5 protein-coding genes are annotated in these 5237 nt (G+C 59.4%); 3 read left to right on the top strand and 2 right to left on the bottom strand.

What is annotated here, in order from left to right:
• Positions 1-1976, bottom strand: a 1976-nt coding sequence (locus AYR66_RS27805; protein WP_141104354.1) for an ATP-binding protein, incomplete at its 3' end; no start/stop codon positions are given.
• 430 nt (positions 1977-2406) lie between these two features.
• On the opposite strand from AYR66_RS27805, the gene AYR66_RS28620 reads away from it, so the two are divergent.
• The 3 genes from AYR66_RS28620 (at position 2407) to AYR66_RS27790 (ending at position 3980) form a co-directional block, all read left to right on the top strand.
• Positions 2407-2934, top strand: a complete 528-nt coding sequence (locus AYR66_RS28620) for a hypothetical protein (protein WP_141104353.1) — start codon at positions 2407-2409, stop codon at positions 2932-2934.
• Between the two features lie 93 nt (positions 2935-3027).
• Positions 3028-3522: a DinB family protein gene (locus AYR66_RS27795; protein WP_088710767.1), complete on the top strand. Its 495-nt coding sequence runs from the start codon at positions 3028-3030 to the stop codon at positions 3520-3522.
• A 62-nt stretch (positions 3523-3584) separates the two neighbouring features.
• Complete coding sequence (locus AYR66_RS27790; protein WP_088710766.1) at positions 3585-3980, top strand: SgcJ/EcaC family oxidoreductase; 396 nt, start codon at positions 3585-3587, stop codon at positions 3978-3980.
• Positions 3981-4052: 72 nt separating this feature from the next.
• Here AYR66_RS27790 and AYR66_RS27785 read toward each other — a convergent pair whose 3' ends face one another.
• Complete coding sequence (locus tag AYR66_RS27785; RefSeq protein ID WP_088710765.1) at positions 4053-5171, bottom strand: acyl-CoA dehydrogenase family protein; 1119 nt, start codon at positions 5169-5171, stop codon at positions 4053-4055.
• Positions 5172-5237: the final 66 nt, after the last annotated feature.

Here is a 5237-nt window from a genome sequence, read left to right as displayed (position 1 = left end):
CCACCGGCGGGACTCATGCGGATCAGCTCCTCTTCTGACCGCCGGCGGCGCTGTGCGGCAATCGCCAGCGCGCCGTATTCGATGAAGCTGCCGTCATCGCACAGGTCGTCCACATTCTCACGCGCGGTGCGCTGGCCGGTCTTGCGGCGCTTCGCCACGGCATCGGGGCGCGCGTCATCGAGGCCGATTGCGTGCCGCTGGATGGACTCGGCGAGATCATGGCGAATGGCGTTAAGGTCGATGCCTTCCGCCTGTTCCGCCTCCAGCGCATCGACATCTGCCGGTTCGAGATAAATGAGCGGGTGGTCGCGGAAAACCACCTCGCCCGGTTGCGCATGGATAGTCCTGACGATGCCGCCGAATTCCGCCTTGACCACGTGCTCCATCTTCATCGCTTCAATGACCGCGAGCTGGCGCCCGGCATGCACGAGATCGCCTTCCCTGACATCGATGGAAACGATGGAACCCTGCATCGGGGCCGGGACGGCGACCGTGCCTTCGGGCGCCGCATCGGTAGATGCTTGCGCGGTGACGGGCGTGTCATGGACGGCGTCAGGATACAGCTTCTGGTGCGCACCGCTCACCGGTTCGACGAGGGCGGCGATATGCTCTTCCACATAGCGCGTATGCACCCGGTTCGCGACCACATCCGGCCGCGTCAGCAGGTTCTGCAGCAGCCCGATGTTGGTGTCCACGCCCTCGATGCGGAATTCGCATAGCGCACGATAGGCATGGGCGATCACGTCCGGATAGCGGCCGGACGAGGTGGAGGCAACCAGCTTGGCCAGCAGGGAATCAAAGTTCGGGTTGGTGAGGTATCCGGTGTAGCCGTAGGTATCGACGCGCACGCCGGGACCGAACGGCGGATCGAATGCGGCGAGGCGACCGCCCGCCGGCTGCGTGTTGCCCTGCGCATCCATGGTCTCCATGTTGATGCGCAACTGCGCGGCGAATCCACGCGGCGCCGGCACTTCATGCTGCGTCAGCCCGATCTGCGCCAGCGTCGCACCACTTGCGAGCTGCAGCTGCGCCTTCACGAGGTCGATGCCGGTGATTTCCTCGGTCACCGTATGCTCGACCTGCAGGCGCGGATTGGCTTCGATGAAATGGAAGGCCGCCCGGTCGGAATGATCGCTCGCATCGACCAGGAATTCGAACGTACCGAGGCTGCGGTAGTGCACCTCCTTTGCGAGGCGCACGGCGGCTTCGATGATGCGCTTCTGGACCGGATGCGGCAGGGTGGGGCTGGGCGCGACTTCGACCAGCTTCTGGTTGCGTCGCTGCAGCGTGCATTCGCGCTCCCACAGATGCGTGACGCTGCCGCTGCCGTCGCCGACGATCTGCACTTCGATGTGACGTGCGCTGGCGATCATTTGCTCGACATAGACATCGGCACTGCCGAACGCGGCCTTCGCCTCCGACCGGCAGCGCGCGTAGGCCTCGGGCAATTCCTCAATGGAGCGCACCATGCGCATCCCGCGCCCGCCGCCACCCGCAACCGCCTTGACCATCATCGGCGCACCGCCGAGGGATGCGAAAAACGCCTGCGCTTCCTCCACGCTGGTCGCGCCGCTCGTGCCTGGGATGACAGGTACGCCGTATTGTGCCGCCAGCTCCCGCGCGCGCACCTTGTCGCCGAACAGGTCGAGCACCTCGGGTTGCGGGCCGACGAAGACGATGCCTGCTTCGGCGCAGCGGCGCGCGAAGGCGGCGTTCTCGCTGAGGAATCCGTAACCGGGGTGGATGGCGTCGCAGCCGGCCTCCGAGGCGGTGGCAATAATCTGTTCGATATCGAGGTAGGCGGCGGCGCCGTGGCCTTTCAACGCGCGGCGCCCGTCGGCGCGGCGCACGTGCAATGAGGCTGCGTCGTCTTCGGAATGGATCGCAACGGTATGGATGCCGAGTTCAGATGCGGCGCGTGCGATACGGATCGCGATCTCGCCGCGGTTGGCGATCAGCAGGCGGGAAATTCCCATTGGAATCCTTGTCTCGTAGGTTGTAATCGTTTTAGTGTGGGGTATTTTGGAACGGGCGTACTATTATTGTCTACGATTTTGAGAGCTGGAAGTGTGCGTGGATGGTTGGTCGGGATCACATGCGGTTGAGCGAGGTGCTCCGAACAGGATCCAAACTGGCGGCTGGGATTGGGCGTGTATCTTTGCTTTCCGTCGGCGCCTGCATCTATTTTCCATAGTCTTGGTATGTTCTCCTTTGTTTCGGCAATGGCAGAATTCGTTGTTGCCACTTGGTTGGCGTAGCCCGTTTCGACAGATATGATTAACTGGGTGATTTTTCGAAATAGTGCGACTTTTCAATGACATGCTGGCTTTTTTGCACTGAGTTATACGGACACCGATCCGAGTTAATCAGACAGCAGTTGTCCGTCTAAATAAAGTTAGATTTCATATGAGCCTCCTCCCAGGTCGTGAAGGCATAGCCGAAGACATTCTCTTGGTTTGCGCGTTGGCGCAGGCCGCCTTTGTCACCGGAGCAAATTACACGGCGCTCCCATATCTGGAGCATCTTGTTCATGATCGAGCAAGTCAATCCTTGATCGAGCGTCTTCTGTCTATCGCCATAAGGACTAGGTTCCTCGATGACAGAACTAAACTCCTCAAGCTGAAGGATCGTCGGCAGATCCTGATCGGAAGGTACACGGAAGATGGGGTTGAGAAAGCAAGCGAAGTCTGCATTCGCCTGGCACTCAACAAACTTGTCCATCACAATTCGATTTCGGTCGCAGTCGAAGACTTTTCATGCATTGTTGTGGTACCAATTGAGCCCTATCCTTCAGACATGAAGTTGATTCCAGCGGGGCCACACAAAGGCAAGCGCGTAATTGTCTCCGTCGAAGGAGAGCACCGGGGTGCCAAGTGGCTCTTTGCTATCGATCTGTACAAGCTGATGGATGAGATGCTACGTGTCCTCGAATGAAATCTAAGCCTCCGTCAAGGGGACGCCTTGCGGCAAGCCGCCCCTTACGTCGGACGCTAAATTTTTCGAACCCTGATCTTATTGGGACCGTCAATGTTCATCGATATTTTCAAATACAAGCAATGGGCGGATCGCCGTACCCTCGATGCAGCCAAATCAATTGACGGGCAGGAGAACTCTGCGACTACTTCCTTCATTCGACAGCAACTGAATCACATGGTTATTGTGGAGGAATTATTTCGAGCGCGGCTTATCGACGATGAATCCTCTCACCGTTCCACCAATACCGAAATTGTTCCCGAACTGAATGAACTTGATCTGAGGCTGACACAGTCCAATGAGTGGTTTATCCGCTATGTAACCGAATTGGACTTGGAAGCGTTGAATGATCAAATATCTTTCCAATTTGTGGATGGCAGGCACGGAAGAATGACGCGGCAAGAAATCCTCTTTCACATCGTAAATCACGGCACGTACCACCGAGGGGCAATCGGACATGCGTTGGATTTGGCAAAGGCAGCGCGCCCGGCAGATACATACACGGTCTTTATTCACACACATCAACCAGAACGACGGCTGCAAACTTAAGTCGCTGTTCAACAGTGACATGCAGGCGTGGTTGTCAATTGAACGTCAACGGAGAACCAACCATGTCAAATGACGAACAGGAAATCCGCCAACTTGTTTCAACATGGATGGCGGCGACCAAGGCCGGCGACGTGGAGAAGGTGCTTTCGCTGATGTCGGACGACGTTGTCTTCCTTGTGCCTGGACAGCCTGTCATGCACAAGTCCGACTTCGCAGCGACAGCACGTGCTCGGGCTGGTGCCAACGCACCGCAAATCGACGGTTCGAGTGAGATCCAGGAAATCAAGGTTCTCGGCGACTGGGCCTTCATATGGACGAAGCTCACAGTCAAGGTGACTCCGCCCGGCAGCACCCAATCCATGACCCGCGCAGGTCACACGCTGACCATCTTGAACAAACAGAATGGGAAGTGGGTTCTGGCACGCGACGCAAACTTGCTTGCGCCGGTTATGGAATGACGATCCAGCAACGTGTCGGATCGTAGTAGACGTGCGGCGTCCGATTGAATGCGGACGCCGCGCAGGACACCGTTACGCCAGTTGCGCCGCATACGCTTCAAGATGCGTATCCGTGCTCCCAAACTGCAATTCAATCGCCATTAGCCGCTTGAAGTAGTGGCTGACATCCAGCTCGTCGGTCACACCCATGCCGCCGTGCAGTTGCACCGCCTGCTGGCCGACGAAGCGGCACGCCTGGCCGATCACCACCTTGGCCGCCGACAGCGCCTTGTTCCGCACAGCCGCATCGGGAGCGTTGCAACGAACCGCCGCGAGATAACTCATCGAGCGCGCCTGCTCGATATGCAGCACCATGTCCGCCATGCGGTGCTGCAGCGCCTGGAATTTGCCGATCGGCTGGCCGAACTGCTTGCGGTTGCGTGCGTATTCGACAGTCGCGGCGAGCAGCTTGTCGAGTGCGCCGACGGCTTCCGCGCACACGGCGGCGATACCGATATCCAGCACCGCTGCCACACCTGCCTCATCCGCGGCCAGCAGGGCGCCCGGCGGGACGAAGACCTGGTTGAGCCAGACCTCGCCCGCGGGTACCGCGTCGACTGTCTTGAACGGCACGAGGCGGACGCCTTCGGTGTCGCGCGGGACGAGGAATACGCCCATGTCGCCGTCATTCCCGATGCGCGCTGTGACCACCAGCACGTCTGCAGACGCGGCATGCGTGACCACGCTCTTGTGCCCGGTGAGCACATAACCGTTGCCTACCGCCCAGGCGCGCGTTTCGATCGCCATGCGGTCGAAGCGGGACGCTTGTTCATCGTGCGCGAACGCGGCAATCTTTTCGCCGGATGCGAGTGCGGGCAGCCACTCGCCACGCTGCGCATCGTTACCCATCAAAGCAATCGCATGCGTCGCCAGCACGGCGCTGGTGAGGTAGGGTTCCAGCAGCAAGCCTTCGCCGACTGCATTCATGACCAGCATCGTATCAACCGGCGAGCCGCCGAGGCCGCCGTCGGCTTCCGGCACATTGATGGACAGCAGGCCGATGTCGGCCAGTGCCTGCCATGCGTCGCGGCTGAAGCCTTCGGCCGACTTCTCGCGGACCTGGCGGCGCGCTTCGAAGCTGTAATCCTTCGCCACGAAGCGGCGGGTGGTGTCGAGCAGCATCTGCTGCTCTTCGGTAAAGGTGAAATCCATCGTGTGCTCCTACAGGCCGAGGATCATCTGCGAGATGATGTTCTTTTGAATTTCGTTGGAACCGCC

Source organism: Noviherbaspirillum denitrificans (assembly GCF_002211445.1).
In the GTDB taxonomy this organism is placed as follows: Bacteria; Pseudomonadota; Gammaproteobacteria; order Burkholderiales; family Burkholderiaceae_D; genus Noviherbaspirillum; species Noviherbaspirillum denitrificans.
Note: the sequence above shows the minus strand (reverse complement) of the source record. Positions and strands in the feature narration are given on the sequence as shown.

What these genes read in the sequence shown, in the direction of transcription:
- AYR66_RS28620 (WP_141104353.1), top strand. Translation starts at nt 2,407, where the DNA reads ATGAGCCTCCTCCCAGGTCGTGAAGGCATAGCCGAAGACATTCTCTTG.
- AYR66_RS27795 (WP_088710767.1), top strand. Translation starts at nt 3,028, where the DNA reads ATGTTCATCGATATTTTCAAATACAAGCAATGGGCGGATCGCCGTACC.
- AYR66_RS27790 (WP_088710766.1), top strand. Translation starts at nt 3,585, where the DNA reads ATGTCAAATGACGAACAGGAAATCCGCCAACTTGTTTCAACATGGATG.
- AYR66_RS27785 (WP_088710765.1), bottom strand. Translation starts at nt 5,171, where the DNA reads ATGGATTTCACCTTTACCGAAGAGCAGCAGATGCTGCTCGACACCACC.